This is a genomic window from Nocardia sp. NPDC058058 (genome assembly GCF_042885355.1).
Lineage (GTDB): Bacteria > Actinomycetota > Actinomycetes > Mycobacteriales > Mycobacteriaceae > Nocardia.
Genome location: NZ_JBHVSA010000006.1, coordinates 285,052 through 308,431, shown reverse-complemented (window position 1 = coordinate 308,431; position 23,380 = coordinate 285,052). Strand labels below are relative to the sequence as shown.

General features: G+C 67.1%; 25 protein-coding genes. 17 read left to right on the top strand and 8 right to left on the bottom strand.

Annotated features, from left to right (window positions below):
• Positions 1–128: 128 nt before the first annotated feature.
• Positions 129–1,067 (bottom strand): RNA polymerase sigma factor RpoD/SigA, encoded by a 939-nt coding sequence (locus tag ACFVUS_RS42280; RefSeq protein WP_387780683.1) that lies wholly within the window; start codon positions 1,065–1,067, stop codon positions 129–131.
• A gap of 73 nt (positions 1,068–1,140) precedes the next feature.
• Between ACFVUS_RS42280 and ACFVUS_RS42275 the strand changes: the two genes are divergently transcribed.
• Both ACFVUS_RS42275 and ACFVUS_RS42270 read left to right on the top strand, forming a co-directional pair.
• Entirely contained in the window at positions 1,141–1,797 is a 657-nt protein-coding gene (locus ACFVUS_RS42275; RefSeq protein ID WP_387780680.1) for a TetR/AcrR family transcriptional regulator, read from the top strand.
• Positions 1,798–1,957: 160 nt separating this feature from the next.
• Positions 1,958–3,994: an MDR family MFS transporter gene (locus ACFVUS_RS42270; RefSeq protein ID WP_387780677.1), complete on the top strand. Its 2,037-nt coding sequence runs from the start codon at positions 1,958–1,960 to the stop codon at positions 3,992–3,994.
• Between the two features lie 165 nt (positions 3,995–4,159).
• Here ACFVUS_RS42270 and ACFVUS_RS42265 read toward each other — a convergent pair whose 3' ends face one another.
• The 3 genes from ACFVUS_RS42265 to ACFVUS_RS42255 form a co-directional block, all read right to left on the bottom strand.
• A complete protein-coding gene (locus tag ACFVUS_RS42265) occupies positions 4,160–5,374 on the bottom strand; it encodes an FAD-dependent monooxygenase (protein ID WP_387780674.1) in 1,215 nt (404 codons plus the stop codon).
• 191 nt (positions 5,375–5,565) lie between these two features.
• On the bottom strand, positions 5,566–6,228 hold the full coding sequence (locus ACFVUS_RS42260; protein ID WP_387780671.1) for a PadR family transcriptional regulator: 663 nt from the start codon (positions 6,226–6,228) through the stop codon (positions 5,566–5,568).
• Between the two features lie 119 nt (positions 6,229–6,347).
• The gene (locus tag ACFVUS_RS42255; protein WP_387780668.1) at positions 6,348–7,148 is read right to left on the bottom strand and encodes a helix-turn-helix domain-containing protein; all 801 of its coding nucleotides are present in this window, start codon (positions 7,146–7,148) and stop codon (positions 6,348–6,350) included.
• Positions 7,149–7,306: 158 nt separating this feature from the next.
• Between ACFVUS_RS42255 and ACFVUS_RS42250 the strand changes: the two genes are divergently transcribed.
• Together ACFVUS_RS42250 and ACFVUS_RS42245 are read left to right on the top strand one after the other, a co-directional pair.
• Positions 7,307–7,750, top strand: coding sequence for a hypothetical protein (locus ACFVUS_RS42250; protein ID WP_387780665.1), 444 nt, complete (start codon positions 7,307–7,309; stop codon positions 7,748–7,750).
• 50 nt (positions 7,751–7,800) lie between these two features.
• Complete coding sequence (locus ACFVUS_RS42245) at positions 7,801–8,820, top strand: NAD(P)-dependent alcohol dehydrogenase (RefSeq protein WP_387780662.1); 1,020 nt, start codon at positions 7,801–7,803, stop codon at positions 8,818–8,820.
• Positions 8,821–8,943: 123 nt separating this feature from the next.
• Here ACFVUS_RS42245 and ACFVUS_RS42240 read toward each other — a convergent pair whose 3' ends face one another.
• Entirely contained in the window at positions 8,944–9,810 is an 867-nt protein-coding gene (locus tag ACFVUS_RS42240) for a LysR family transcriptional regulator (protein ID WP_387780659.1), read from the bottom strand.
• A gap of 34 nt (positions 9,811–9,844) precedes the next feature.
• On the opposite strand from ACFVUS_RS42240, the gene ACFVUS_RS42235 reads away from it, so the two are divergent.
• The 3 genes from ACFVUS_RS42235 to ACFVUS_RS42225 all read left to right on the top strand — a co-directional run bounded on the left by ACFVUS_RS42235 (position 9,845) and on the right by ACFVUS_RS42225 (position 11,477).
• Positions 9,845–10,348: a nuclear transport factor 2 family protein gene (locus ACFVUS_RS42235; protein ID WP_387780656.1), complete on the top strand. Its 504-nt coding sequence runs from the start codon at positions 9,845–9,847 to the stop codon at positions 10,346–10,348.
• Positions 10,349–10,489: 141 nt separating this feature from the next.
• On the top strand, positions 10,490–10,975 hold the full coding sequence (locus ACFVUS_RS42230; protein ID WP_387780653.1) for a hypothetical protein: 486 nt from the start codon (positions 10,490–10,492) through the stop codon (positions 10,973–10,975).
• Positions 10,976–11,009: 34 nt separating this feature from the next.
• Positions 11,010–11,477, top strand: coding sequence for a hypothetical protein (locus ACFVUS_RS42225; protein ID WP_387780650.1), 468 nt, complete (start codon positions 11,010–11,012; stop codon positions 11,475–11,477).
• A gap of 11 nt (positions 11,478–11,488) precedes the next feature.
• Here ACFVUS_RS42225 and ACFVUS_RS42220 read toward each other — a convergent pair whose 3' ends face one another.
• Together ACFVUS_RS42220 and ACFVUS_RS42215 are read right to left on the bottom strand one after the other, a co-directional pair.
• On the bottom strand, positions 11,489–12,229 hold the full coding sequence (locus ACFVUS_RS42220) for a VIT family protein (RefSeq protein WP_387780647.1): 741 nt from the start codon (positions 12,227–12,229) through the stop codon (positions 11,489–11,491).
• Between the two features lie 85 nt (positions 12,230–12,314).
• Positions 12,315–12,761 (bottom strand): SgcJ/EcaC family oxidoreductase, encoded by a 447-nt coding sequence (locus ACFVUS_RS42215; RefSeq protein ID WP_387780644.1) that lies wholly within the window; start codon positions 12,759–12,761, stop codon positions 12,315–12,317.
• A 140-nt stretch (positions 12,762–12,901) separates the two neighbouring features.
• Here ACFVUS_RS42215 and ACFVUS_RS42210 point away from each other — a divergent pair, with 140 nt between their 5' ends.
• Positions 12,902–13,345 carry a MarR family winged helix-turn-helix transcriptional regulator gene (locus tag ACFVUS_RS42210; protein WP_387780641.1) on the top strand — a complete coding sequence of 148 codons (444 nt, stop codon included), beginning with the start codon at positions 12,902–12,904 and terminating at the stop codon, positions 13,343–13,345.
• A 76-nt stretch (positions 13,346–13,421) separates the two neighbouring features.
• On the top strand, positions 13,422–14,516 hold the full coding sequence (locus ACFVUS_RS42205; protein ID WP_387780638.1) for a calcium:proton antiporter: 1,095 nt from the start codon (positions 13,422–13,424) through the stop codon (positions 14,514–14,516).
• Positions 14,517–14,525: 9 nt separating this feature from the next.
• Here the strand turns inward: ACFVUS_RS42205 and ACFVUS_RS42200 are convergent, their stop codons facing one another.
• A complete protein-coding gene (locus ACFVUS_RS42200) occupies positions 14,526–14,729 on the bottom strand; it encodes a nuclear transport factor 2 family protein (protein WP_387780635.1) in 204 nt (67 codons plus the stop codon).
• A 443-nt stretch (positions 14,730–15,172) separates the two neighbouring features.
• Here ACFVUS_RS42200 and ACFVUS_RS42195 point away from each other — a divergent pair, with 443 nt between their 5' ends.
• From ACFVUS_RS42195 to ACFVUS_RS42160, 8 genes are all read left to right on the top strand, one after another.
• Complete coding sequence (locus ACFVUS_RS42195) at positions 15,173–16,021, top strand: MlaE family ABC transporter permease (RefSeq protein WP_387780633.1); 849 nt, start codon at positions 15,173–15,175, stop codon at positions 16,019–16,021.
• Complete coding sequence (locus ACFVUS_RS42190) at positions 16,021–16,884, top strand: ABC transporter permease (protein ID WP_387780630.1); 864 nt, start codon at positions 16,021–16,023, stop codon at positions 16,882–16,884. Before ACFVUS_RS42195 ends, ACFVUS_RS42190 begins: the two co-directional genes overlap by 1 nt.
• Before the next feature lie 33 nt (positions 16,885–16,917).
• Positions 16,918–17,916: an MlaD family protein gene (locus ACFVUS_RS42185; RefSeq protein ID WP_387780627.1), complete on the top strand. Its 999-nt coding sequence runs from the start codon at positions 16,918–16,920 to the stop codon at positions 17,914–17,916.
• Positions 17,913–18,908, top strand: coding sequence for an MlaD family protein (locus ACFVUS_RS42180; RefSeq protein ID WP_387780624.1), 996 nt, complete (start codon positions 17,913–17,915; stop codon positions 18,906–18,908). The genes ACFVUS_RS42185 and ACFVUS_RS42180 overlap by 4 nt, the downstream gene beginning before the upstream one ends.
• Complete coding sequence (locus ACFVUS_RS42175) at positions 18,896–19,909, top strand: MlaD family protein (protein WP_387780621.1); 1,014 nt, start codon at positions 18,896–18,898, stop codon at positions 19,907–19,909. Before ACFVUS_RS42180 ends, ACFVUS_RS42175 begins: the two co-directional genes overlap by 13 nt.
• The gene (locus tag ACFVUS_RS42170) at positions 19,879–20,991 is read left to right on the top strand and encodes an MlaD family protein (RefSeq protein ID WP_387780618.1); all 1,113 of its coding nucleotides are present in this window, start codon (positions 19,879–19,881) and stop codon (positions 20,989–20,991) included. The genes ACFVUS_RS42175 and ACFVUS_RS42170 overlap by 31 nt, the downstream gene beginning before the upstream one ends.
• A 410-nt stretch (positions 20,992–21,401) precedes the next feature.
• A complete protein-coding gene (locus ACFVUS_RS42165) occupies positions 21,402–22,427 on the top strand; it encodes an MlaD family protein (RefSeq protein ID WP_387780615.1) in 1,026 nt (341 codons plus the stop codon).
• The gene (locus ACFVUS_RS42160; protein ID WP_387780612.1) at positions 22,424–23,380 is read left to right on the top strand and encodes an MlaD family protein; all 957 of its coding nucleotides are present in this window, start codon (positions 22,424–22,426) and stop codon (positions 23,378–23,380) included. Before ACFVUS_RS42165 ends, ACFVUS_RS42160 begins: the two co-directional genes overlap by 4 nt.

Below are 23,380 nucleotides of genomic sequence, written 5' to 3'. Positions count from 1 at the left end.
GCGCGCTTCGTCGCGCACGCGGTCCGCTGATCTTACTCCAGAGTAAGTTCCCGCGATAGGCCGAGTGTCCGGGACGCGCCGCCGCGGTATCCCGGACGCGCCGCGAGCCGCGCGGCGCGTCCCGGACCTCAGCCGAGCATGTCCGCGAAAGCGGATTTGCGCGACGGCTGTCGCAACCGTCCCATGGCCTTGGACTCGATCTGCCGCACCCGCTCCCGCGAGACGCCGAACAGTCGCCCGACTTCCTCCAGGGTGCGCGGCTCGGCACCGTCCAGACCGTAGCGCAGTGTGATGACCTGCGCCTCCCGCTCGGGCAGACCCGCCAGGACTTGGCGGATCCGGCCGTGCGCCGCGGCCTCGGTGACCGCGACCGAGGGGTCCGGGGCGCCGTCGGCCAGCAGTGCGCCGAGTTCGGTGGCATCCTCCTCGCCGACCGGGAGATGCAGCGAAATCGGTTCGCGCCCATGGCGTATCACCTCGCGGACCTGCTCGACCGGCAGCTCCATCTCGGCCGCGAGCTCATCCATCGTCGCTTCGCGCCCGAGCTGCTGGGACAGCTGCCGCTGCGTGCGCCTGGCCCGATTCAGCACCTCCACCACGTGCACCGGAACCCGAATCGTGCGGCTCTGATCGGCCAGCGCCCGGCCGATGGCCTGCTTGATCCACCAGGTCGCGTAGGTGGACAGCTTCAAACCGCGGCGGTGGTCGAATTTGTCGATGGCGCGCATCAGGCCAACGGTGCCCTCCTGGGTCAGATCCAGCAGCGACATGCCCGCCGGGGTCGGATAGTGCTTGGCGATGGAGACCACCAGGCGCAGATTGGCGCGCACCATATGGTCCTTGGCCAGCCGCCCGTCGGCGCTCGCCAGCTGTAGTGCGCGCCGTTCGGCGGCGCTGAGTTCGATTGCGGCGGAGGCGGACTCGTCCATCCGCCGCTGTGCCAGCCGTCCGGCTTCGATGCGTTCTCCCAAGGCGTATTCATCCTGCGCGGTCAGCAATGCGGTACCGCCGATGCGGCGGAGGTAGTCCTGGATGGCGTCTTCGCTGAGGGTGATCGCGCTACTCATGCCGACAAACTTAGATGCGACCTAAAAATATGTCAAGAGTGAATTTGTGACGGGATCAGTTATAGTTCCGGATATGAGCGCACAGATCACCGATGCCAGGTCATCGGGGCTGCGGGAGCGGAAGAAGCAGCAGACCCGGCAGCACATCTCCAATACCGCCACGCTGCTGTTCCTCGAACGCGGCTACGACAGCGTCACCATCGCCGAGATCGCGGCGGCCGCGGACGTCGCCAAGATGACGGTCACCAATTACTTCCCGCGCAAGGAGGACCTCGTGCTCGACCTGCACGACGTCTTCGTGGAGACGCTCGCGGAGACGGTGCGCGAGCGCGAGATCGGTGAATCGGCGCTGGCAGCACTGCGCCGCAATTACCTCGCCACGGTCGCGGAACGCAATGCGGTGGTGGGCTTCTCCGGCCCCGATTTCGCTCGCCTGATCACCGGCAGCCCGGCCCTGGTGGCGCGGCTGCGCGAATTCCACGATGAGCGCGAGCGTCGCCTCGCGGCCTGTCTGGCCGTCGAAACAGCCGCCGCGCCGGACGAATTCGCCCCGCGGGTGGCGGCGGCCCTGCTCGGTGGCATTCATCGCGCGCTGTTCGAGGAGACGCTGCGCCGTACGGTCGCGGGGGAGTCCAATGAGGTCATCGCCGGAGCGCTGACCGGGAATGTCATCACCGCGTTCGACACCTTGGAGCCGTCCCTCGGCGGCTATGCGGTGCGGACCGCTTGACGCTGGGTTCGGCGGACGGTATGGATCCCGGCCACAAGCATGCCGGGATGACGGGTGGCGGCGTGCCGGGGTGGTGGAGTGGCGTGTGGGGGTTGCGGCGGTTCACGAGTTAGCCGTGTCGTTGCTGTGTCTTCGGTAGCGGGCGAAACATACTGGGCCGATGACCGGTGCCAGCGTGGCCGTCGCTCCTTCGGTGCCCCAGCCTCTCAGCCGGGCCCGAATCAATGTCATCTTCGGCACGGTGGTGCTCGGGATGCTTATGGCGGCACTCGATTCGACCATTGTCGCCACCGCCCTGCCCACCATCGTCGCCGATCTCGGCGGCTCCGGGCATATGGCCTGGGTGGTCACCGCCTATCTGGTCGCCGAGGCCATCGCCACGGCGCTTGCCGGAAAATTCGGTGACCTGTTCGGCCGCAAACTGATCTTCCAGCTCAGCGGAGCGATCTTCATCCTGGGTTCGATCGTCGCCGGTATGGCGCACGGAATGGATTTGCTGATCATTGCCCGGGCCGTGCAGGGGCTGGGTGCGGGCGGGCTCATGGTCACCTCCATGGCGCTCATCGCCGATGTCATCCCGCTGCGCGAACGCGGCCAGTATCAGGGCGCGCTGGGCGCGGTATTCGGCGTGACCACGGTGGTCGGCCCGACCCTGGGCGGACTGTTCACCGATCACCTGAGCTGGCGCTGGTGCTTCTACGTGAACGTGCCCATCGCGATCATCATGATTCTCGTTGCGGCGCGGACGATTCCGGTGGTCCGCAATGCGGTGAAGCCGATCGTCGACTATCTGGGCATCGCGCTCATCGCCATCGGCGTCACCTGCCTGATCCTGGGTCTGGAGTGGGGCGGACAGGAATACGCCTGGGGCTCGGCCATGATCATCGGCCTGTTCGCGGCGGCCGTGCTGGCGCTGGCGGCGTTCGTCGCGGTGGAGCTGCGCGCCGAGGAGCCCATGCTCCCCATGCGCCTGTTCCGCAGCAATGTGTTCACCGTCTGCTCGATCCTGAGCTTCATCGTCGGTTTCGCCATGCTCGGCGCGATGACCTACCTGCCCGCGTTCCTGCAATACGTGAAGGGCGTGTCCGCCACCGCTTCCGGGGTGCAGACGCTACCGCTGGTGGTCGGCCTCTTCGGCACCTCGATCCTGTCCGGCACCATTGTCGGCCGCACCGGCCGATACAAGTTCTTCCCGATCGCGGGCACCGCCGTGATGGCGCTGGGCCTGTTCCTCATGTCCACCATGGATTCCGGCACCAGCTTCTGGTTGCAGTCGCTGTACATGCTTATCCTGGGTCTCGGCATCGGTCTGGCCATGCAGGTGCTGACCATCGCGGTGCAGAACAGCGTGCCGTATTCGGATCTGGGCACCGCGACCTCGGGCGTGACCTTCTTCCGCACCATCGGCAGCGCGTTCGGCACCACGGTTTTCGGCACGCTGTACTCGAATCAGCTCGGTCCGCACCTGACTTCGGCGCTGATGGAGGCCAAGGTGCCGCCGGAGGTGGCGCAGAATCCGCAGGCGCTGCGCGCGCTGCCGCCGGAGCAGGCCATGCCGATCATCGACGCCTACGCCACCTCCATCGATTACGTCTTCCGCTGGGTGGTGCCGGTCGCGGTGCTCGGCTTCCTGATCGCCTGGTTCCTGAAAGAGGTTCCGCTGCGCGACAGTTCGCGCGGTCAGGCCGGGGATGTGGGGGAGGGGTTCGCGGTGCCGGACTCCCCGGATCGCGGGGTGCAGATGGAGCGGGCTATCGTCCGCGTGCTGCGCAAACTGCGCGACAACGCGGTTCCCGAGCCCGGCATCCTCGCCGCGTCGGGCAGTTCACTGGCCAAGGATGAGGCGTGGGCGCTCGGCCAGGTGCGCATGTACCAGCGCCTGCGCGGTTCGGTGACGGTCTCCGATATCGCCAAAACCCATTGGGTGCCACCGGAATTGGTCGAGCCGGTGTTCGAGAAGACACAGCGCGAGGGCCTGGTCCGGCGCGACGGCGACGAACTCTCGCTGACCGAGCGCGGCCTGCGCGAGGTCGACACCGTGCAGACCGCCTGGAAGCACTGGCTCGAAAACCAGCTCGACGACTGGGATCTCACCGATCCCAAGGAGCGCGCCCTGTTCGACCAGAGCATCGACAATATCGCCACCAAACTCCTGGACGAGGCCGACTACCCCGACACCCTCCCCGCCAAGCGCTGACCACCCACGGTCGCGCAACCACCCACGGTCGCGCGACCACCCACGGTCGCGCGACCGCCCGCGATGGCGCGACCAGCCTCGTCATCCCGGCGCGTTCTTGGCCGGGATCCACATCCCGCAACCGCCCCGCCGCGTAATTCGCGGCGGGGCAGTTCATTTCGAGCCTCAGGCGCGCACCGGCACCGCCCGCACCGGTGCGTCCCAATCGATTCGGAAATGCTGTTCGGGTCCGAACGTCTTCTCCGGATCCATTCGCTTGAACATCATCGGCATGATCGCGCCCATGAACGCCCGGGTGATCGGCCCCGCCGCCTTGGTGTGATTCATCCGCTTGACCCGGTTGGCCACGCCCTCCACCCGGGGCCGCCGCAGTGCCTCATAGGTCGCGAAAGCCGTTGCCGGATCCTCGATATCGCGCAGGCAGCGCGCGAGTTCGATGGCGCTCTCGATGGCCATGGACCCGCCCTGCCCGGAGGTGTTACTGGGCGCGTGCACCGCGTCGCCGGTGAGCACCATGCGCCCGCGATACCAGTGCGGCACCGGCGGCATGATGTGCAGTGCGCCGACGACCTGCAAATCCGCCGCCTGGGTGGCCTGCGCCAGGGCCGAACCCGGGGTGTCGTCCGCATAGGTCTCGCGCAGGATGCGCAACCATTCCTCGTTCGAGACGGTGCGCGCCTCGCTCAGCGAAAGATATTGCGGGTGCGGCAGATTCGCGCCCCAGGCCACGCGTCCGTCCGGCATCACCCAGTACAGGTAGTAGGCGCGTTTGCCGAAGGCGAAGGTCATATCCGACGGTTCGAGATCGACCGGGCATCGGGTGTACGCCCCGAAACCGAGCATGTTCAGGTACTGCGGCCCCGGCGCTTTCGGATCGATGAGCGTGCGCACCGTGGAGCGGATGCCGTCCGCCCCGATCAGCACATCGCCGGTGGCGCTGCTGCCGTCGGCGAAATGCGCGGTGATGCCGTCCGCGTGTTCCTCGACCTCGACCAGCCGCCGGTTGTACTCGAAGCTCACCCCGGCGGCGACGGCGATATCGTGCAGTGCCGCGTGCAGGTCGGGCCGGTCGACCAGTTGCAGCGGTTCGACGCCGCTGATCCCGGGCAGCTTGATGATCTTGCCGTTGACGGCCATCGACTGCGACCGGATCGGGGCGGCGATGGCCCGCACGGCGTCGGCGGCCCCGATGATCTCCAGTGCGGCCAGCCCGTTCGGGGCCAGGGCCAGGTTGGAGCCGATGCCGTAGGCGGGTCCCGGATACGCCTCGAAGACGCGGGCTTCGATCCCGGCCTTGTGCAGTGCCGCGGCGACGACGGGTCCGGAGATGCCGCCGCCGATGACGAGGGCGCTGCGCACAGCGCGTGAATTGCTGGACATGGGTTGTCTCCCTGAATATTCGAAGGGTGCGATAAACCCCGAATCAGAGCGCGCGCGGAGAACCCAGTTATCCTGTAGTTGCCAAACTCGGTACGAGTTCGCCTGCACGAGCACGGATCGGGAAGGTGTGTTCCCGGGTCTCGGCGGTGGTGTTGCAGCACCTTCGCCGGGGCCCGGTTTCGATCGGTGGTTCAGTCCGGCGGCTGGTGCGCGCCGGGCAGCCCTCCCTCCACTTGCGCCACGACATCGGCGGGTGCGGCGCCGTCGCGATGCCACGTCCGCCACATGTCGACCTGCGGAAAGCTGCCGTCGGCGAGTGCGTCGCGCAGGCTGCGCGCCCAGCTCGCCTCCGCGGTCAGCATGGTGAGCTCGTAGTCGTTCTCGACCAGGAACAGGCGCGGCAATGAGCCCGCGAGAGTGTCGATTTGAGCGCCGATGGCGGCGATCATCGTCTCCAGCTTGGTGATTCGCTCGGTGAGCAGGGTGATCACCTCATCGGGCGGCAGCACCGAGAGCACCGAGAGTCCGGCCATGAACGGCCGCTGTTCGGGTTCCGGGCCGGCGATGAGTTCCCTTGTCCAGTCGGTGAGTTCGGCGCGGCCGGCCTCGGTGATCCGGTAGATGGTGCGTTCGGGCCGCGCGCCGTCGCGCTCGCTGCCGGTGACCTCGAGGAATCCGTGTTTGGTGAGGTTGTCCACCACCGTGTACAGCGAGCCCCATTTGACGCCCATGTCATGGTCTTTGCCGTACTCCCGCAAACGCGCGGCGATCTCGTAGCGGTGCATGGGTCGCATGGCCATGACCGACAGCACGGCCAGTGCCATCAGATTTCCGACCTTGCGCTTGCGAGCCATCTCCGGCACCTCCCTTACTCGTCTACGAATATACGTCTACGAGTATTCAGGGACAAGGCCCGAAAAGCAGTGCGCCCCGCGCGGCCGGAGCCGGGCGGGGCGCTGGTGCCGAGGCGTGCTCAGGAGGTGGCGAAGCGCGAGCGCAGATAATCCGAGGTGGCCTGATCGGCGGGCAGGAAAGCCTCCAGGTGCAATTCGGCCAGGGTGATATCGGTGGCGGTGGCGAACGAGGTCAGCGTGGTGATCAGGCGCAATTCGCCGCCCGGGCTGCGCAGCCGCAGCGGTACCGCGAAACCCAGATGCTGCGGTCCGGGATCGACCCTGGGCAGGTACGCCTCCAATTCGGTGATGAGCGCGTCCAGATCCGGATCCGGGCTGCGCGCCGCCCGATTGCGCAGGCTGTCGGTGATATGCCGCCCCCATTCGGGCAGATTGATCACCCGCCGCGCCAGGCCGTCCGGATGCAATGCCAGCCGCAGCACATTGAGCGGGGCTTCCAGGAGTTCCGGCGCGCAACCCTCGGCCAGCATCTCGAACGCCGCGTTCGCCGCCACCAGCACCCCGTACGGCCGGGTCACCACCGCCGGATACGGCAGATGCCCCTGCAGAATGGAGTCAAGCGCATGCCGCACCGGTCCGAGTTCCGGTGCGTCCAAGGCGGATTCGGGAAACGCGGGGGCGTATCCCGCTGCCAGCAGCAGCGTATTGCGTTCGCGCAGTGACAGTCCCAGCGATTCGGCCAGCCGCACCACCATGGTCCGCCCCGGATGCGAGCGCCCCTGCTCCAGGAAGCTCAGATAGCGCTGACTGGTCTCGGCGCTGATCGCGAGATCGAGCTGGCTGATCCGGCGCCGGGTGCGCCAGTGCCGCAACTGCTGTGCGAAGGGGCTCGCCGGGGCTGCCACCGCCATGATCGTCATACCTCCACTGTGTGCGCCCGGTTGTCTCCTGGCGATTCCCCGGAGGGAATCGCGCGCCCGTGGAAAGACAAGCGCGGCGGCCCGATCATTCCCTGCGGAACATGATCATTCCCTGCGGGGAATCGCGCTCGATGACGCGGCCGAACAGACTTTTGACCATGAGCAACGAGCTGAACACCGCCGCACTGACCACCCTGACCGAGCAGTACATCACCCTCTGGAACGAGTCCGACGCGGCCGCTCGCACCAAGCTGATCGCCGAACTGTGGGCCGAGGACGGCGCGCAGGTGCTGACCGATCCGCCGCAGGAGATTCGCGAGGCGGCCGCCGCCATCGCCTTCCCCGTCCCGTACCTGACCGTGCGCGGCCACCGCGAGCTGGATGCCCGGGTCACCCGGGCCTACGAAATGTTCATCGCCCCGGGCGAATGCACCTTCGAGCCGCTCGGGGTGGCGCAGCGCCTGGCGGGCGGTCTGGCCGGTCTGGGCTGGGCGATGGTGTCCACCGCGGACGGCTCGATCGGCGGCACCGGCTACGACGTGCTGGCGCTGGACGAGGACGGCCGCATCCGCAGCGATCACCAGTACATCGGCCCCGCGTAGCGACAACTTCATCGGCACAACCACTTTCGAACGCTTTCAGGAGAACCACAATGAATGGCATTGCGTACCAAATGGATCCGCTGCGCGGTCTCGACGGCCTCGGCACTCGGGCACAGCAGCTGCCCGAGCCCGGACCGCATCAGGTCGTGGTGAAGGTCCGCGCCACCTCGCTGAACCGGCGCGACATCCTGCTCTACGAGGGTAGGTACCCGGTTCCCATGACCCCGGGCATCACGCCCTTGGTCGACGGGGTCGGCGAGGTGATCGCCCTGGGCGAGGGCGTGACCCGCGCCGCGCTCGGCGATCGGGTCACCGGCACCTATTTCGTCGCCTGGAACGACGGGCCGCAGACCCAGCGCAACTCCTTCGAGCAGTACGGGGCCAACCATCACGGCTGGCTGGCCAACTATGTGCTGCTGGAAGAGGATTCGGTGGTGCACGTGCCCGAGCACCTCACCGACGCGGAGGCCGCGTCGCTGACCGCGGCCGGCCTGGTGGCCTGGTCGGCGCTGACCAAGCCGGTCCCGGCGGGACCGGGGGACACCGTGCTCACGGTCGGCACCGGCGTGGTCGGACTGTTCGCCGTACAGCACGCCAAAATGCTGGGGGCACGGGTCATTTCGATCACCTCCGCACCGGACAAGGCGGAGCGGCTGCGCAAGCTGGGGGCCGATGAGGTCATCGATCGCAAGGAGTTCCCGGACTGGGAGCACATGGTGCTCGAGCTGACCGGCGGGGACGGCGTGCAGCACGTGATCGACGCGGTCGGCATGCCCACGCTGCCGAAATCGCAGGCGTCCGGGGCGTACAACGCGATGATCACGCTGATCGGCGCGTTCCCGGCCGAGGCCGGACAGCAGCCCGGCGATCCCACGGGTTTCAAATATCTGGGCGTCCGGCGCATCGCGGTCGGCAGCCGCGCCGATTTCGAGGCGATGAACCGCACCATCACCGAGCATCGGATGCGGCCGCTCATCGACCGGGTCTTCCCGTTCGATCAGGCGCGCGAGGCGTTCCGCTACTACACCGAGGGCGATCCGTTCGGCAAGGTCGTCATCTCCATCGCCTGACCGCCCGCCGACCCCGCCCGCCGACCCCGCCCGCCGACCCCGCCCGCCGACCCCGCCCGCCGACCCCGCCCGTCATCCCGGCATGCCTTTGGCCGGGATCCACAGCCCGGCAGCGGTATTCATTCATCCGGGCTGGGCGGCAGCCTCCGCCGCACTCACGAACCCCCGGATGCGCGCGCTGTCATTTCCCTTGCGCCACAGCAGTACCCACTGAACCGGCGCGGCATCACGCAGCGGGACATAGGCCACATCGGGGCGGGCGTGATAGCGCCGCGCATGCGCCCCGATGGGCAGCACCCCCTTGCCCGCGCCGACCGAGGTCAGCAATTCGCCGGTGGTCCCGGTTCCGGTCAGCACCGTGGCGGCCGGGATATCGGCCAGGGTCACCGAACGCCGCTGTGCGAGGCGGTGATTCACCGGCACCGCCAGTATCCGTGCCTCGGTGACCAGCACCGGCCCGGCGGTGATATCCGGATCGTGCACCGGGAGCGCACCCAGCGCGATATCGATCTCACCCTCGCGCAACCACGGAATCACCTGTGCGGGTTGAGCTTCCCGAATGCGCACGGCGCAATCCGGCAGTCGCTCGCGGAAGAGTTCGGCCGCTCGGGTGAGTAGTTGTCCGGTCGCCGCTTCCACGAACGCCACCTCCAGGGTGCCGCCGCGTCCGCGTCCGGTCGCCACGGTGTGCTCCACCGCCGCCGAGATCCGATCCCAGGCGGGCCGCAATTCGGCGTAGAGGTCGCGACCGGCCGGTGTCGCCGCCACCCGCCTGCTGCTCCGGTCGAAGAGCGGAACACCCAGTCGCCGTTCGAGTTTGGCGACGGTCTGACTCACCCGGGCGGTGGAGATGCGCAGCCGGTCGGCGGTGCGGCCGAAGTGCAACTCCTCGCACAGTGTGAGCAGGACCTCGATTTCGTGCCGCTCCAGCATTCCGGCCTCCACCAGCATCGTTAAGTCGTGCTTGACGATCGTTGCATACCGGCGCATTGCCGCCACCCGCGCGGGAGCAGACAGTGGGGCAATGCCCGTCACCGCACCGCACGCCCTGTCCGCCCCGGCCGCCGATTACACGGCGGTGGTCCGGGAATTGCGCGATCGCGCCGAGATCGCCGACGCCCTCTATCGCTTCGCCCTCGGCCAGGATCTGCGTGATCGTGAATTGTTCGCCTCGTCCTTCAGCGAGGACGCCGAACTCGACTTCCAGCCGACCGCCGACCGCTGGGGTGGTAAGGCCCCGCTCATGGAGGGCCGGGATTTCATCGTCGACACGATCCTGAGCGGTTTCGCCGGACGCGTCGACACCAGCCACCAGGTGACCAATCCGCGCATCGTCATCGACGGCGACACCGCCTGGCTGACCGCCATGGTGGAGGCGCAGCATCTGCGCACCTACGACCACGATGTCTTCGCGCTGCTGAAGAACCGCTACGAGGTGGAGTTGGTTCGCGATGGCGAACGGTGGCTCATGCGGCGCGTCCGCATTGTCAATATCTGGTTCACCGGGGACCCGAAGGCGATCTTCTAGCTACAGCTGAAAATAGATACTGAGCTGGAATGATTCTGAGTCGCTCGCCCTGTTCAGGTTCGTGGCAAACCTGTGTACGGTCCTGGAAGACGAGCTTTTCGGATCGGCAGGCAAGCTGCCCGGGAATCTAAGGAGTTTCCGGTGTCCCTCGGCGCGGTGCGCGAGAAACCCGAAGTGCGCGATGGCGACGGCACACCCGGTGTGGTGGAGTCCGGCGAGATGTCGGCGCGCACGCTGGTGTTGATGATCGTGCTCTCCCTGGGTGTGGTGCTGGCGCTGGTCGGCGGCAGTGTGCGCGGCAGCTTCGGCGGCTCGGGCGAATCCTCCGATGAACCCGCGGCTCCGGTCACCAGCTCCACCCAGCAGCCCGCCAGTGTGGGACCCGCGCCTGCTCCGGCACCCGCGCCCCCGCCGCCCGCTCCGGCCCCCGAACCCGCGCCCGCTCCGGCCCCGGCTCCGGAAACCTATTACGCTCCGGCCCCGGTCGCTCCGGCGCCCGCGCCCGAACCCGCGCCGCCGCCCGCGCCCGCGCCGCCGCCGCCCGCGCCGATCATCCCGGACATTCTCGCGCCCATCCTGCCGTTCCTGTTGCCACCGCCCCCGCCACCACCGCCCCCGGCGCCCTGATCGGCAGTCGGCCGGAATCCGAAGGAGGACAACCATGCTCGGTAGCCCGCGGCAATCCGACTCGGCGCACGAAGGCGATCTCGACCCGCGCGGCCTGGCCGCGGTCGTCCTCGTTTCCGGGCTCATGGTGCTCGCCATCGGCGCGGGCATGCTGCTCACCCGATCCGGCGATACGGATGCGAATCCTGTTCGCGGCGTGCTGGATCCGAGTCGCACCTCGATGTATCACCCGCCTGCCGCGCCCGCCGCGGTCGCTCCGGCCGAACACGATTCCATCGCCCCGGCACACGGGTTGCTGCCCCCGTCGAAGGCTCCGGTGGCAGGTCCCGCCGCGCCGGTGAACGGACCCGCCACCCCGCAGATCGGCTCGCCGGAACTGGTGTATCCGCGCATGGCTCCGGCGAATCCGCCTGCCCCGCCCGCCGTTCCGCCGCCTGCCGCGGTGGCCCCGCCGGTCGCGCCGCATCCGGTGGAGCTCCCGATCCTGTTGCCCCCGCGCTAGTTCCGCGCCGGTCAGATTCCGGAAACGCCTGCGAGCTGGCCGATTCCGTAGGTGACCGCCATGGCCAGCGCACCGCCGATCACCACGCGCAGTACCGCGCGCCCGGGGTTGCCGCCGCCCAGACGTGAACTCACCGAACCCGTAATCGCCAGTGCCACAAGCACTGCCGCGAAGGTGACCGGAATCCGCCAGGACACCGGCGGCAGCAGAATGGCCAGCAGCGGCAGTATCGCCCCGAGCGTGAACGAGACGGCCGAGGAAATGGCGGCGTGCCACGGATTGGTGAGTTCGGTCGGATCCAAACCCAATTCGGCCTCCGCGTGCGCCCGGAACGCGTCGTGCGCGGTGAGTTCCTCGGCCACCTGCCGAGCCGTGGCGCTGGAGAGCCCCTTGCCCTCGTAGATCTGCGCCAGCTCCGCCAATTCGTACTCCGGCGACTCGGCCAGCTCCCGCCGCTCCTTGGACAGCAGCGCCCGCTCACTGTCCCGCTGCGTGCTCACCGAGATGTATTCACCCGCCGCCATCGAGATCGCGCCCGCGGTCAGCCCCGCGATCCCCGCGGTGAGAATCGCCGAACTCTCCGTCGTCGCCGCGGCCACACCCACCACCAGCCCGGCGGTGGAGACAATCCCGTCATTGGCCCCGAGCACCCCCGCCCGCAACCAGTTCAGCCGCGAAGCCAGCCCCTCGTTATGCGGTTCATGCGGATGCGGTTCCCCATTCCCGCCCGCCTCGACACTCGTTTCGGCCACCCCGAAAGCCTATTCCACCCACTAGGCGATTTGCCGCATCCGCACGGTTCGTCCGGTAGCGCCGAGGATCGCGATTTTCGTCATCTCAGTGTGCGGCCGGGCGGGTGGCGGGCTGGAACTTGAAGGAGATGGCTTCCATGACGGGCTTGTGCTGGGTCTTCTGGACGGCGGCGATGCGCCATTGACCGTCGGTGTCGCGAATAACGGTGTAGGTGGCCAGTTTTCCGAGCTTCTTGGCCGTGCCCTTACCGGATTCGCCGCGGGTGAGCACGATCGCGGTGTCCGTGCCGTAGCGGCGGATCTCCAGGATGTCGATGGTGAGCCGGGTGCCTTTGAGGAAGCTGTCGAACAGCGCCTGATGTGCGCCGCCGATCTCGTCGCCGCCGTGGTAGACGGTGCCGACGTAGGTCACGTCGGTGGCGTCGGCGGTGAAGCAGCTTCCGTAGCCGGCGCCGTCGCCGCGGCCCCAGGCCTCGGCGCTGCGCTCGATCAGGGCGCGGATGGCGGTGGTGTCGATCTCGGTGGCGTTCATGGCGTCTGCCTTTCGGTAGTGATCATTGGTGTGTGGACGATGGGGTGGTGGCGAAGCCGTGCTATTCTTCTGCCTGGAAGAAGCTTCTTCTTAGAAGAAGTATCTTCGTTAAGGAAGAGATTAATTGAGGGAGGCGAACCGTGTCAACACCTGCGGGATCGAGTGAGCACGAGATTTTCCGGCGCTATCTGAGTGCTGTCGTGCTGCATGCGCAGGCGGGCGCGAAGGCTGTCGGGTTGGGTGCGACCGATCTGTACGCGCTCAATATCCTGGAGTTGAGCGGGGCCATGACCCCCGGCGAGCTCGGTACTCGCACCGGTTTGACCACCGGGCCGACCACCCGGCTCATCGATCGGCTGGAGGCGGCCGGGTATGTCCGGCGCGCCGCCGATCCGGGGGATCGGCGCAAGGTGATTGTGGAACCCGTGGGTAGGCCCGCGGAGCTGGAGGCGGTGCTCGCGCCGGCGCGCCGGGCGATCGGCGAGATTCTCGGCGATTACCCCGCTGACCAGCGCGCGGTGCTGTTCGACTACTTCGAGCGGGCGGCCGCCGCCTACCAGCGCGCCGCGGGCGAGATCGGCTGAACGGCTTCATGCCCCCGGCTCGCCGAGGGAGGCCTGGCTCTCGTTTTGCGGTGAATGCGAACAATTTGCTGGAACGATGAAGGTCATGATCCGCATCGTCTGCCGCTATTGGTCGCTCGTCATCCCACTGGTCGCCGCCCTGGTGCTGGCGGTTTCCTGGGGTCGTGACCTGGGTCCGGCGGTGGTGGTGCTGGTGTCCGCGGCGCTGGTGGGGGCGGTGTTGTCGGCGGTGAGTCACGCCGAGGTGGTGGCGCACAAGGTGGGTGAACCGTTCGGATCGCTCATTCTCGCGGTGGCGGTGACCATTATCGAGGTCGGCCTGATCGTCACGCTCATGCTCTCCAGCGGAGACAAGGCGGCCTCGCTGGCCCGCGATACCGTCTTCGCCGCGGTGATGATCACCTGCAACGGCATTCTCGGCCTATCCCTATTGGTGGCGGCGGCGCGGCGGCGGCTGGCGGTCTTCAACGCGGAGGGCACCGGCGGCGCGCTGGCCACGGTCGCCACCCTGGCCACGCTGAGCCTGGTGCTGCCGACCTTCACCACCAGTGAGCCCGGCCCGGTCTTCTCGGCCTCGCAGCTGATCTTCGCGGCGACGGCCTCGCTGGTGCTCTACGGCGTTTTCGTCATGGTGCAGACGGTCCGGCATCCGGGTGACTTCCTGCCCGTGGAGGACGGCGAGCAGGGTGATGACGATCATGACGAAATGCCCACGCGCAAGCAGGCTTTCACCTCCCTCGCACTGCTGCTGGTGGCGCTGGTCGGCGTGGTCGGCCTGGCCAAGCTGGTCTCGCCGTCCATCGAAAGCGGTATCGCCGCAGCGGGTTTGCCCGCCTCCGCGGTCGGTGTGGTGATCGCGTTGCTGGTGCTGCTGCCGGAAACCATTGCGGCCGTGCGCGCCGCGCGCCGCGAGCGGGTGCAGATCAGCCTCAACCTGGCGCTGGGTTCGGCGATGGCGAGTATCGGCCTGACGATTCCGGCCATCGCGCTGGCGTCGATCTGGATCGAGGGTCCGCTCATGCTCGGCCTGGGCGCGACGCAGATGGTGTTGCTGGCGTTGACCGTCGTGGTCGGCGCGCTCACCGTGGTGCCCGGCCGCGCGACGCTGTTGCAGGGCTGTGTGCACCTGGTGTTGTTCTCGGCCTTCGTCTTTCTGGCCGTCAGTCCGTAATCGGGCCGCTCACGAGGTCCAGCGATAAACCTGTCCGTCGCGCAGTTCGTACGCTCGCGCCGGTTTGATGCCGTCGTGTCCGGAGAGCAAGGCCATGACCCGGGTGCGCCCGCGCGTGGTGATGCCGTCCTCGGTCCAGTGCACATAGGGGTGTACCAGTTTGGCGAATGCCGTCCAGTCATCGGATGCGATCGCCGAAAGGACTGCCGACACTGTTGGATCCACAGGCACAGTGAACACTCCGGTCGGTCTTCTCGCGCTGGCTTGGCGGAAAACCGCCATAGCCGAAGCGCACCCACCGCCCGTTTTTCCGAATAGCTGACTGTTCACTCATTTTCGGTTTCGGTATGGCACCAGCCGTTTTGGGTGCCGCGCGACCGGTTCACTGGACGTGTGTCCAGTATCATGCCGATAGCCTTCCGGCCTAATAACACGTTTCAGAACCGCAGGTCACATGGGCAATCTCCGTTTTGAACAGCGGCGTCCGACATGTACTGGAAGGTAACTTAGAGGCCTGAGTCACACTTCCGACGGATTTGTTGTAACTCCGCGTAACCATTAGCTTTGATGGCAGGCAGTGTTGCCGATCACGGAGAAGAAGATTTGAACCTCGTCACCCGGCGCCGAATTCGGCGTCTCGCAGAAGTCACCCCGCAATGACCCGGACCCTCGCGCGCCGCTCGGCCGTGCGCAGCAATGTCCGCATCGTTCGGGAGAACTTCTCCGGCACCGCGGTGGCCTCCCTGCGCACCTTCGGCCGCGCGGCCGGTATCGCGCAGGAATCGGTGGCGGGCACTTTCACCGATATCGTGCGCCGCGAATTCCAGTGGAAGGAAGCCATTCTCCAGGCTTGGCGGCTGGTGACGGTGACCGCGATTCCGGCCATCCTGATGGCGATTCCCTTCGGCGTCATCGTCTCGGTGCAGGTCGGCAACCTCATCCACACCCTCGGCGCGGATTCGCTGCTCGGCGCGACCGGCGGCCTCGGCGTCATCAAACAGGGCGCACCGCTGGCCACCGGCTTCCTGCTCGGCGGCGCGGGCGCGGCGGCACTGGCCGCGGACCTGGGCGCGCGCACCATTCGCGAGGAGATCGACGCCCTGAACACCATGGGCATCAGTCCGATTCACCGCCTGGTGATTCCGCGCATGGTGGCCATGCTGGTCGTCGCGCCGCTGCTCAATGTGCTGATCATCTTCGTCGGCGTGCTCGCCGGATACGTGGTGGCCATCGGCGGTCAAGGCGTCACCCCGGGTAGCTACTGGGCCACCTTCGGCTCCTTCACCACCACCGCGGACGTGTGGATCTCGCTGCTCAAGGCGGTCATCTTCGGGTTCATCGTGGTGGTGATCGCCTGCCAGCGCGGGCTCGAGGCCAAGGGCGGTCCGCGCGGTGTCGCCGATGCGGTGAACGCGGCCGTGGTGCTCTCGGTGGTCTCCATCGTGGTGGTCAACCTGATCGCCACCCAGATCACCGCCATGTTCCTGCCGACGAGGCTCGCCTGATGTCCGCTACTTACGTCCCGAAGGGACTGGGCTGGTTCGCGCGCTTCTATCACCGGCGCGGGCTGTTGCTGCGCCGCGTCGAAGGCGTGGGCTTCGTGCTCTCCTTCGTGTGGCAGGTGCTGTCGTCGATTCCGTTGACGCTCAAGCGCTATCGCGACGAGACCATGCGCGCCATCACCAATATGACCTGGGGTCGCGGCTCCATCATCGTGGGCGGCGGCACCGTCCCGATGATGATCGTGCTCGGTCTGGTGATGGGCGCGTCGGTCGCGGTGGAATCGTTCGCGACCCTGGACATGCTGGGCATGGGCCCGGTCACCGGTCTGGTGTCGGCGTACGCCACCACCCGTGAACTCGCGCCCATCGCGGCCGCCATCGGTTTCGCCGCGCAGGCGGGCTGCCGCATGACCGCCGAGATCGGTTCCATGCGCATCTCCGAGGAGATCGACGCCATCGAATCCCTGGGCCTGCGTTCGGTTCCCTTCGTGGTGACCACCCGCGTACTGGCCGGTGTGGTCGCGATCGTGCCGACCTTCCTGATCGCGCTGATCATGTCGTACCTGGCCTGCCGCGGTCTGATCACGCTGGTGCTCGGGTCATCCGCGGGCGTGTACGACCATTACTTCTTCCAATTCGTCTCCGGCTTCGATGTGATCGCGGCGGTGGTGAAGGTGGCCATCTTCGCGGTGGTGGTGATTCTGATCCACTGCTACTACGGCTTCTTCGCGACCGGCGGTCCCGAAGGTGTGGGCATCGCCTCCGGCAAGGCCGTGCGAGCGAGTTCGGTGGCGATCATCGCCCTGGACATGGTGCTCTCGCTCGGGTTGTGGGGCTTCAATTCGGCGATCACGTTCACGGGGTAGGGGATGCCGAACTACGGAATGCCTGGTGTTGCCGTGGACCGGAAACGGTCCATGGCGGTCGGCGCGGTCGCGCTGGCGCTGATCGTCGCGGTGGCGATCGGCTGGACGGTGTACTCGTCCGCGAAAATCGAAGACGGAATCGCGATTTCGCTGCGCACCGAGCAGATCGGTGACGGCGTATTGGTCGGCACCGATGTGCGGGTGAACGGCGTGGTGGTCGGCAAGGTCACCGATATCGCCCCCGACGCGCACGGTACGCAGCGAATCGGGTTGCGGCTGGACGATTCCCGGCTCTTCGGGATCGACGATTCCATGCTGGTGGATTACGCGCCCGCGAACCTGTTCGGCATCAGCGAGATCGATCTGCGCGGCGGCCCCGGCGGTGCGCCGTTGCGCGCCGGCTCGGTCATCGATCTGACCGGTGCCCGGGCGAACGCGGTGTACGACGCCACCATGGGGTCGATTCTGCGTAGCGCCTCGCAGGTCGGCGGTTCGGTGCTGACCCCGCAGATGGCGTCGGTGATCGCGCAGGCGGCCGCCGATACCGAGGCGCTGACCCCGCTCGCGCAGGCCCTGATCACCGCCACCCGCACGGTCGCGGACAACCAGAAGATGCCGCTCTCGGAGCTGATGGGTCAGCTCGGCCCGGCGTTCGACGGCGGCGGCAAATTCGCCGGGGCCACCGTGCAGGTCGTGGACATGATCCGCAGTGTGCAACGGCTGCAAGGCAATCGGGCCACCTACGATTCCAATCTGGCGCTGGTGACCGGGCAGCTGCTGCCCGAACTCGCGAAAACCCTTGGTACGGCCGGTAATCAGCTTTCCGGACTGACCGATATGCTCGCGCCGGTGCTGGCCATGCTGGCCCAGATGGTGCCGCAGCCGCAGCAGTCCAGCGCCGAATTGCGCACGCTCATCGAGCGTTTGCGCGCCGCCATGCCGGATAACGGGCAGGGCCCGGTGCTCAATGTCGAGGTCGATCTGCGTGGCGTGCCCGCCGTCGCGATCCCGCTGCTGGGAGGCGCGCGATGACGGTCAAGGGCGCCGCGTGGCGGCTCGGCCTGTTCACCTCGGTGATCGTGGTGGTGCTCATGCTGGTGATCACCGCGATTCAGCGGCCGGTCTCGGGTGAGACCGAAACGCACGACGCGATTTTCACCGATGCCAATGGGCTCAAGGTCGGCGATGACGTGCGCATGTACGGCGTGCAGGTCGGCAAGATCAAGCACATCGAACTGGAGGGCGCGAAGGCGCGCGTGCAGTTCTCGGTCAAGACCGACGCACCGATCTACGACAACAGCAAGCTGGCCATCCGGTATCAGAATCTGACCGGGCAGCGCTATGTCGATCTACAGCAGCAGCCGCAGCCGGGCCAGCGTGTCCAGGCCGGTGCCCGCATCGAGATCGACCACACCGTGCCGTCTTTCGATGTCACCAGCCTGTTCAACGGCTTGAAGCCGGTGCTGTCCACCATTTCTCCCGAGGCCATCAATCAATTCAGCGCCAGCATGGTCGCTTTGATCGAGGGTGACGGCAGCGGTGTCGGCCCGGCCATGGACGCCATCGGCAAACTCGCGTCCTACGTGGACAATCGGCAGCAGGTGATCGGCACGCTGATCCGCAATATGTCCGATCTCGACGATCGGCTGAGCGGGCGCGTGCACTACCTGGTGCCGCTGCTGGCCCGCCTGAGTGACATTTTCGAAGCGCTACAGGCGAATATCGGTGGGCTGGCGCAATTCGCGGCGACCGCGCCGTCGGTGCTCGGGCCGATCGACAGCCTGCTGCGCACGCTCGGCATCGACAGCGGCAGTGATGTGGACGCGCTGATCCGGCGCGTCTTCCCGGACGCCCAGCAGGCCGTCGAGGTATTCGGCCGCCTGCCGTCGGTGCTGGCCGCGGCCGATGTGTCCGCGCCCAACGCCACGGGCTGGAAGCCGGTGTGCAGCAAGGGGAGTGCCGATATTCCGCCGCTGGTGCAGGTGCTGATCTCGGGACAGCAGGTGGCGATATGCAAGGGGTGAGATTGCCGCGGCTCTTCGCCAACGCCGATCGTGTGGTCGACGACGCCACCAGGAAGAAGCGCGAACTGCGCCGGGGCATTATCGGCGCGGCCCTGGTCGCGCTCGGCCTGCTGGCCGCGGGCGTGCTGTTCGTGGTGCCGTTCGGCAAGCACACCTACACCGCCGAACTCTCCGAGGCGCAATCGGTGAAAACCGGTGACGACGTGCGCATCGCGGGCATCTCGGTGGGTGAGGTGAAATCGCTGGAGCTGAAGCCGGATCGCGTGGTCATGCGCTTCACGGTGAATTCCGATGTGTTCCTGGGTGATCAGACCTCCCTGGACATTCGCATGCTCACCATCGTCGGCGGTCATTACGTCGCGGTCTTCCCGGCGGGCGATAAAGCGCTGGGCGACAAGGCGATTCCGCCGGATCGGGTGCGCCTGCCGTACAGCCTGGCGCAGACCTTCCAGGATGCGGCGACCCCGCTGGCCAAGATCGACGGTCAGACGCTGAACCGGAATCTGGCCGCGCTCGGCAATTCCGTCGACGGTGCGCCGGACAGTCTGCGCACCACGTTGCAGACCGTGAGCACCTACGTCGACGCCCTGGATCGCCAGCGCACCCAGGTCTCCAACGCGGTCTCGGTCGCCGATGAGTACGTGCGCATGTACGACGGCGCGAAGACCGATCTCGGTCGCCTGATGGACAACGCCAACCTGCTGGTGACCGTGCTCGCGGACAAGCATTCGGAGATGGCGGAGGCGCTGCGCCTGCTCAGCGCGGTACTCGATCGGCTCGATGGCGCGCAGCCGCAGTGGGATGCCTCGCTCAAACCCAAGCTGAACGACGCCATCACCCAATTGGAGCAGCTCGGAACGCGTTTCGCGCCGACGCTCACCGCGGCGCAGGAGCTACAGCAGAAGCTGTCGTCACTGGTGGTTCCGGACGGCGGCGTGACCATCGACCAGTCCGCGCAGACGGTGCCGGTATGCGTGCCGCTGCCCGGGAAGGACTGCTGATGCTCAAGCGGATGCTCGCCTCGCAGGCGTTCATGTCCATCGCCGGCGCGGTGCTCGTGGTGGTGCTGGCCGTGGTCGGCTATTTCATCTGGTTCGATCCCATGAAGAAGACCGAATCCTATTGCGCGGTAATGCCGGACGCGGTGGGCCTGTACGTGGGCAACAAGGTGACCATGCGCGGTATCGCGGTGGGCACGGTGACCTCCATCGACTCCGACGGCGCGAAGGTGAAGGTCGGCTTCTCGGTCGACGCGAAGTATCCGGTGTACGCCGACGCCGCGGCCACCACGGTCGCGGATTCCATTGTCGCGGACCGCAATCTGGCCGTACTGGCCAGCGGTAAGGACCGGGCGCACTGGGATTCCTCGCAGTGCATCACCAAAACCCTTACGCCCAAGAGCATTACCGAGACGCTGACCGCGCTGGCGGATCTGTCCTCGCAATTGCAGCAGGCGCAGGCCCCGGACGCGCTGGCGCACGGGCTGGCCGGGCTGGACACCGCGACCGCCGGTTCCGGACCGCAGATCAATGCGATCGTCAAGCAGCTCGGTTCCGCGCTGGCCGCGCCCGATGCCGATATCGGCCATCTGGCGGGCATTTTCGATGCTTTCGCCTCGGTGGGCGAGAAGGTGGAACAGCATTGGGGCGATCTGCGCTCGATGCTGCTGCGCCTGGCGCCCGCGCTGAACAATGCCAGCACCGAATTGATCGGTCCCGGAGCCGAACTCATCGACCGGCTGGGTCAGGCCCTGCCCATGCTCAATGACCTGATCACCATTGTCGGCGATCCGATCATGCGGGCGCTGGACGACACGCTGCCGCTGGTGCGCCTGCTGCGCGCCAATGTCGGCTCGCTCTCGGAGATCATGCTCAAACTCCCGGTGCTCAGCAATGCCGCCAAATCGGTCATGGGGTCCGGCGTCACCTACGGTTCGCCGCGCGCGGCGCTGCCCGCCCCGGACGCCGCCCAGGTCTGCGCGGCCGTGAACGCCGTCACCCCCGGCGCGTGCACCGACCCCGGCAACGGCATGGTCGATGTCCCGCTGGTGCCCCTCGTGCTCGGAATGGCAGGTGCGCGATGAGAATCGGACCCTGGGAAATCACCCGCAATGCCGGTTATATCCGCTTTGCCCACCAGGTAGTAACGCCTGAGCAACCCACACCGACACACCTCGTGCAAGCAGGGGCTGCGCTGGCCGCAGGTACTGCCGGGCCTATGGAATTTGCGATGAGGGCAGATTCCGCACACCGGGCAGCGACCCCCGGGCGTGCGGGCTCCGTGCCGAGGGCAGTCGGCCGGAGCCACCCCGCCCAACCCACTTCGGGCGCAACGAACCCCCGTCAGTCGGGCGCGACCAACCCCCGTCAGTCGGGCGCGACCAACCCCCGTCATCCCGGCATGCTTGTGGCCGGGATCCACTCTCCCCGCGTAGATTCCGGCCAAAAGCCCGCCGGAATGACGGGGCGGGGTGTCAGCCGCGCGTTCGGAGCCGTGCTGTTGTCCGTCGGACTCGTGGCCGGTGCGGCGGGTTGCGCGTTCGATCCGGCATCGGTTCCGGTGCCGGGCACGTCCGTCTCCGGGCCGACGTATCGCATTCATATCGAGTTCGGCAATGTGCTGAATCTGCCTGCGCGGGCGAAGGTTATCGCCAATGGCGCACAGGTCGGGACGGTTGCCGGGGTGCGCGTGGTGGATTCGGCGCATGCGGGCGGGCGCGGCGGCTATGTGGTTGTGGACGCCGATATCTCGACCAAGGCGCAGTTGCCCGCCACCACCATCGCGGAGTTGCGGCAGAACACGGTGCTCGGCGATATCCACCTGGCGTTGACGACCCCGCCCGACGGGTTCGGCGCGCTGCTGCGCGAGGGCGGCACCATTCCGCAGGAGCGCACGCATCCGGCGGTGCAGCTGGAGGACACCATGGCCGCGCTGGCCGCCTTCACCCAGGGCGGTGCGGTGAATCAGTTGCAGGACATCATCAATCGCTTCAACGCGGTGCTGCCCGCCGATCCGAACGAGACCAAGCGCATCGCGCAGAACGCGGCCGGGAACGCGGTGGATCTGGCCGCGAATCTGGATCAGGTCGACGCACTGCTCAACGGCCTAGGCGTCAATGCCCAGGTGCTGCACGATCGCGCGGACTTCCTGGACCACGAACTGAGCCAGGAGTCGGTGGACACCCTGAACGGCGTCACCAACTCCATTCGCGGTGTGGCGCAGATCTTCACCGCGCTCGGCACCCTGGGTAACTCATTGGCCTGGCTGGCCCCCGTGGTGAGCTCCGCCGACGGTGCGGCGAAAGCCTTTGTGCCGCTGGCATTCTCAGGCGCACCCCTGGACCTATCGGTGCCCTCGAACCTCTCGCTGCTGGTTTCCCTGCTGCGCGACAAGCTGATTCCATTCGTCGAACACGGCCCGAAGGTGAATATCACCGGCGTGCACACGGATTCGGTCCCCAAGGACGACCAGGTGGGCAATATCCTCGCCACCCTGCGCATGATCGGAGCGGTGCGATGAAGTGGGGTTCGCTGGCGTCCCTGGGCGGTATCGCCGCCGTCACCGTGCTGGGCGCGGGCTATCTGACCTTCGGTGTGGTGCGCGCGGATCCGTTCGCCGAGTACACCAGCGCGTCCATGGTGCTGGCGAATTCCGGTGGCCTGAGCGTGGGTTCGCCGATCCTGTTGACCGGCATGAAGATCGGCCGCATCACCTCGGTGGACAGCAATGCGCGCGGTGTCGAGGTCGGCTTCCGCATCGACGCCGATCGCAAGGTGCCCACCGACAGCGTCATCAGCATCGAACAGCTCTCGGCGCTGGGCGAACCGTATGTGGAGATCCGCCCCAAGACCGGCGGCGCGCCCTATCTGAAGAACGGTCAGCGCCTGGACACCTCGGCGGTGAAGTCCCCACTGTCCATTCCCGAGGTATCGCGCCTGGTCAACAAGGTGATGAACCAGCTCGATCCGACGGTCGCGGCCTCGCTCGCCAATACCCTCGGGGTGGCGTTCCACGACACCGATTCGGCCATGCCGGCGCTGACCCGGGCCGGTGATCTGCTGGCGTCGGCCATCATGAGCCGCGAACCCAAGATCGTGCAGCTACTGAACAGTTTCCAGGCCGCGGCCTCGAATATGGACGGTATCCCCGAGGCGACGGCCGCTGCCGCGCCCGCGTTCATCCAGTTCGCGCAGTCTCTGAACGATCTGGTCGAGGCGGTCGGTAGACTCACCGATCGAGTGCCCGGACCGCAGTCCTATGTGGACAGCAATGGACTGGCACCCTTCCTGGCGAAGCTGACCGACTGGTTGCAGCAGGCCGGACCCGAACTGAAAACCCTCGCGCCCCAATTGCAGCCGCTCGCCGATGCCGCACGCACGACCGGGCCGCAAATAGATATCAGCGCCCTGATCTCGCAGGCCCTCGCCAGTACCGGCGATAACGCCGTGCGGGTGCAGGTCAACGTCAAGTAG

What these genes read in the sequence shown, in the direction of transcription:
- ACFVUS_RS42280 (WP_387780683.1), bottom strand. Translation starts at nt 1,067, where the DNA reads ATGAGTAGCGCGATCACCCTCAGCGAAGACGCCATCCAGGACTACCTC.
- ACFVUS_RS42250 (WP_387780665.1), top strand. Translation starts at nt 7,307, where the DNA reads ATGAGCAACGAGCTGAACACCGCCGCACTGACCACCCTGACCGAGCAG.
- ACFVUS_RS42175 (WP_387780621.1), top strand. Translation starts at nt 18,896, where the DNA reads ATGCAAGGGGTGAGATTGCCGCGGCTCTTCGCCAACGCCGATCGTGTG.
- ACFVUS_RS42160 (WP_387780612.1), top strand. Translation starts at nt 22,424, where the DNA reads ATGAAGTGGGGTTCGCTGGCGTCCCTGGGCGGTATCGCCGCCGTCACC.
- ACFVUS_RS42235 (WP_387780656.1), top strand. Translation starts at nt 9,845, where the DNA reads ATGCCCGTCACCGCACCGCACGCCCTGTCCGCCCCGGCCGCCGATTAC.
- ACFVUS_RS42275 (WP_387780680.1), top strand. Translation starts at nt 1,141, where the DNA reads ATGAGCGCACAGATCACCGATGCCAGGTCATCGGGGCTGCGGGAGCGG.
- ACFVUS_RS42180 (WP_387780624.1), top strand. Translation starts at nt 17,913, where the DNA reads ATGACGGTCAAGGGCGCCGCGTGGCGGCTCGGCCTGTTCACCTCGGTG.
- ACFVUS_RS42265 (WP_387780674.1), bottom strand. Translation starts at nt 5,374, where the DNA reads ATGTCCAGCAATTCACGCGCTGTGCGCAGCGCCCTCGTCATCGGCGGC.
- ACFVUS_RS42245 (WP_387780662.1), top strand. Translation starts at nt 7,801, where the DNA reads ATGAATGGCATTGCGTACCAAATGGATCCGCTGCGCGGTCTCGACGGC.
- ACFVUS_RS42260 (WP_387780671.1), bottom strand. Translation starts at nt 6,228, where the DNA reads ATGGCTCGCAAGCGCAAGGTCGGAAATCTGATGGCACTGGCCGTGCTG.
- ACFVUS_RS42215 (WP_387780644.1), bottom strand. Translation starts at nt 12,761, where the DNA reads ATGAACGCCACCGAGATCGACACCACCGCCATCCGCGCCCTGATCGAG.
- ACFVUS_RS42255 (WP_387780668.1), bottom strand. Translation starts at nt 7,148, where the DNA reads ATGACGATCATGGCGGTGGCAGCCCCGGCGAGCCCCTTCGCACAGCAG.
- ACFVUS_RS42240 (WP_387780659.1), bottom strand. Translation starts at nt 9,810, where the DNA reads ATGCGCCGGTATGCAACGATCGTCAAGCACGACTTAACGATGCTGGTG.
- ACFVUS_RS42225 (WP_387780650.1), top strand. Translation starts at nt 11,010, where the DNA reads ATGCTCGGTAGCCCGCGGCAATCCGACTCGGCGCACGAAGGCGATCTC.
- ACFVUS_RS42170 (WP_387780618.1), top strand. Translation starts at nt 19,879, where the DNA reads ATGCGTGCCGCTGCCCGGGAAGGACTGCTGATGCTCAAGCGGATGCTC.
- ACFVUS_RS42205 (WP_387780638.1), top strand. Translation starts at nt 13,422, where the DNA reads ATGAAGGTCATGATCCGCATCGTCTGCCGCTATTGGTCGCTCGTCATC.
- ACFVUS_RS42270 (WP_387780677.1), top strand. Translation starts at nt 1,958, where the DNA reads ATGACCGGTGCCAGCGTGGCCGTCGCTCCTTCGGTGCCCCAGCCTCTC.
- ACFVUS_RS42195 (WP_387780633.1), top strand. Translation starts at nt 15,173, where the DNA reads ATGACCCGGACCCTCGCGCGCCGCTCGGCCGTGCGCAGCAATGTCCGC.
- ACFVUS_RS42190 (WP_387780630.1), top strand. Translation starts at nt 16,021, where the DNA reads ATGTCCGCTACTTACGTCCCGAAGGGACTGGGCTGGTTCGCGCGCTTC.